Source organism: Pseudomonas sp. P5_A12 (assembly GCF_056400685.1).
This window is the reverse complement of sequence record NZ_JBFUKU010000449.1, coordinates 1-3,095: the sequence shown is the minus strand read 5'-3', so window position 1 is coordinate 3,095 and position 3,095 is coordinate 1. Positions and strand designations below refer to the sequence as shown.

Here is a 3,095-nt window from a genome sequence, read left to right as displayed (position 1 = left end):
GTTTTTTTGTGCCTTGCTTTTAAAACTGAAAGTCAGCCCATCATGTCCTTGATCATGCGCTCCTGTTCCATCAGCTCACGTTGACGCGCATCGATGCGCGAAGCCAGCGGGAAGTTGCTGCCGGCCTTACGCTTGGCGAAATCCAGTTGCTGAATGGCCTGACGATAGTCGCCGACCAACGCAAAGTATTCCGCGCGAGCCTGATGCAGGCCGATGATGTTGCCCGACAGTCCGCGAGTCTCGGCCACCTGATACCACACGTCGGGATCGTCAGGACGCGACTTGAGCAGGCTTTCCAGTGCTTTTTCAGCCTCTGCGGTGCGGTCCTGTTTCAGGAGCAAATCGACACGTATCTGATTGAGCGGATAGTTGCCGGGGTACTGAGTGAGCATCCGGTCGACGCGAGATTGAGCATCCGGCAGGCGATTGTTGGTCATGTCCAGATCGATCTGCGCCAGGTTATAGATGATCTCGTTCGGCGATTTTTCCAGCAGCAGCTTGAGATTCTCCCTGGCCTCATTCAGCCGTCCTCCCTTGATTTGGGCAATCGCCAAGCCATAGCGTGCGACATCATTCTTCGGGTTTTCATCAAGCAAGGCGCGGAAGCGCTTGGCGCCCAGGCCAGGGGTTTCTTCATAGAACAACTGGACTCGTGCACGAATCAGCTGATAACGCATGCTGTCTTCGATGCCGCCCGGTGGAGCCTGTTCGGCGCGGTTGCGGGTGTCGGCGATACGCGACTCGGTAACCGGGTGAGTCATCAAAAATTCCGGCGGCTTGGCGTCGAAGCGGTACTGGCGCGCCAAGCGCTCGAACATGCTCGGCATTGAGCGTGGGTCGTAACCGGCTTTTTCCATATTGACAATGCCGATGCGGTCGGCTTCCTGTTCGTTCTGACGCGAGAACCGCCGTTGCTCTTGAATCGCCGCAGCTTGAGTACCCGCAATGGCCGCCATCCCGGCATTGCCGCCCCCGGCTGCCGCAATCACGATCCCGGCCAGCAGGGCGGCCATCATCGGCATTTGCATGCGCTGTTGAGCTTCAATGCCTCGGGCAAAGTGACGTTGCGACAAGTGAGCCAGTTCGTGAGCCATTACTGACGCGTATTCGCCCTCGGTCTGCGCATTGAGGAACAAACCGCCGTTGACCCCGACAATCCCGCCCGGCGCCGCAAAGGCGTTGAGCTGCGGGCTGTTGATCAGGATGAACTCTAGTCGCCGGTCATTCACCTGGCTGGTTTCCACCAGTCTGTAAACGCTGGATTCGACGTAATTCTTGAGTTGTGGATCGTTGAGCTGCGGGACCTGGCTGCGCAACAGCGCCAGCCAGGCGCGGCCCAACTGGTATTCCTGTTGCGGCGAGACGATGGCAGAACTGGCGTCGCCAAGTGACGGCAGGTCGTCGGCAAAGCCCGGTGAGGCAAGCAGGCAAGCGAGCGTCAGCAGGGTAGGGCGCAAAAAAGTCATGCACAAAGCCTTAGTCGACAAAGACCTTACTGTAGCCGGACACTGGGCTTGCGACCAGATATTCTAAGCCTCCCAACCACGCCCCCGGAGTGATGTAATGACCGACGCTGTAGCCCATGACGCCGAACTGGATGCCAGCGGCCTGAATTGCCCGTTGCCGTTGCTCAAAGCCAAGCTGGAACTCAATCGCCTGGCCAGTGGTGCGGTGCTGAAGGTGATCGCCACGGATGCCGGTTCTCAGCGCGACTTTCGCACCTTTGCCCGATTGGCCGGTCATACGCTGCTTCGTGAAGAAGATGAGGCGGGTGTTTACCGCTACTGGTTAAAAAAAGCCTGAAACCTGCTGCGTTCATTTCTAAGGAATATTGATGTTCAAAGTGTTACGCGACTGGATTCAGCGCTACTTTTCCGATGAAGAAGCTGTGGTACTGGCCGTGCTGCTGTTTCTGGCATTTACCGCCGTACTTACTTTGGGCGGCATGCTCGCGCCGGTATTGGCCGGGATGGTGCTGGCGTATCTCATGCAGGGCCTGGTTGCCACCCTCGAACGTTTGCGTATGCCCGGCGGCGTGGCGGTGGCGCTGGTCTTCACGTTGTTCATGGGCGCGCTGCTGGTCTTCTTGATTGTCGTGGTGCCGTTGCTCTGGCATCAGTTGCTTACGCTGTTCAACGAGTTGCCCGGCATGCTCGCAAAATGGCAGTCGTTGTTATTGCTGTTGCCCGAGCGCTACCCGCATATGGTGTCTGATGAACAGGTATTGCAGTTCATCGAAGTGGCGCGCGGCGAAGTTGGCAAGTTCGGCCAGTGGGCGCTGACGTTCTCACTGTCGAGTCTGCCGCTGCTGGTGAACATCATGATCTACCTCGTTCTGGTGCCGATCCTGGTGTTCTTTTTTCTGAAAGATCGGGAAATGATCGGCCAGTGGGTGCGCGGTTACCTCCCCCGTGAGCGGGCACTGATCACCCGAGTCGCTCACGAAATGAACCGGCAGATCGCCAATTACATTCGCGGCAAGGTCATCGAGATTTTCATCTGCGGTGGTGTGACCTATATCGGTTTTGTCGTTCTTGGCCTCAACTACGCGGCGCTGCTGGCCTTGTTGGTAGGCGTGTCGGTGGTGGTGCCTTATGTCGGCACCGTGGTGGTGACCGTGCCGGTCATGCTGATTGCACTGTTCCAGTGGGGCTGGAGCGATCAATTCATCTATTTGATGGCGGTCTACGGGATCATTCAGACGCTGGACGGCAACGTGCTGGTGCCGTTGCTCTTCTCGGAGGCGGTCAACCTGCACCCGGTTGCGATTATTTGCGCAGTGCTGTTGTTTGGCGGGTTGTGGGGATTTTGGGGTGTGTTCTTTGCGATTCCGCTGGCGACGCTGTTTAAAGCCGTGCTGGATGCGTGGCCGCGCAAGGAGCCGGAGGTGGCTCCGCTGCTTTAACTGTTAGCCTGGATGAGAGGGTGGGGCTGAGGGCCTCATCCCGAGCAAGCTCGGTCCCACAGGGATTGTGCAAAACCTGTGGGAGCGAGCTTGCTCGCGATTGCGTCRGAACAGGCACCAAAAAATCAGGCCTTGTTCAGCGCCTGAGCAGCCGCCAATACCGCATCCACATGCCCCGGCACCTTCACAC

Annotated in this window: 3 protein-coding genes and 1 pseudogene; 2 read left to right on the top strand and 2 right to left on the bottom strand. The window is 57.8% G+C overall.

The features are described 5' to 3' along the window. Positions 1–32: 32 nt before the first annotated feature. Entirely contained in the window at positions 33–1,466 is a 1,434-nt protein-coding gene (locus AC1DSG_RS29695; protein WP_477794055.1) for a M48 family metalloprotease, read from the bottom strand. A gap of 97 nt (positions 1,467–1,563) precedes the next feature. On the opposite strand from AC1DSG_RS29695, the gene AC1DSG_RS29690 reads away from it, so the two are divergent. After that, entirely contained in the window at positions 1,564–1,803 is a 240-nt protein-coding gene (locus AC1DSG_RS29690) for a sulfurtransferase TusA family protein (RefSeq protein ID WP_020300476.1), read from the top strand. A 31-nt stretch (positions 1,804–1,834) separates the two neighbouring features. Then, positions 1,835–2,905 carry an AI-2E family transporter gene (locus AC1DSG_RS29685; protein ID WP_477794054.1) on the top strand — a complete coding sequence of 357 codons (1,071 nt, stop codon included), beginning with the start codon at positions 1,835–1,837 and terminating at the stop codon, positions 2,903–2,905. Between the two features lie 125 nt (positions 2,906–3,030). On the opposite strand, the pseudogene AC1DSG_RS29680 reads toward AC1DSG_RS29685, so the two are convergent. Then, positions 3,031–3,095 (bottom strand): annotated as a pseudogene (locus AC1DSG_RS29680) (peroxiredoxin); the annotation flags it as partial.

Bases quoted from the DNA above. Each gene is read 5' to 3' on its own strand.
- AC1DSG_RS29695 (WP_477794055.1), bottom strand. From the start codon at position 1,466: ATGACTTTTTTGCGCCCTACCCTGCTGACGCTCGCTTGCCTGCTTGCC.
- AC1DSG_RS29690 (WP_020300476.1), top strand. From the start codon at position 1,564: ATGACCGACGCTGTAGCCCATGACGCCGAACTGGATGCCAGCGGCCTG.
- AC1DSG_RS29685 (WP_477794054.1), top strand. From the start codon at position 1,835: ATGTTCAAAGTGTTACGCGACTGGATTCAGCGCTACTTTTCCGATGAA.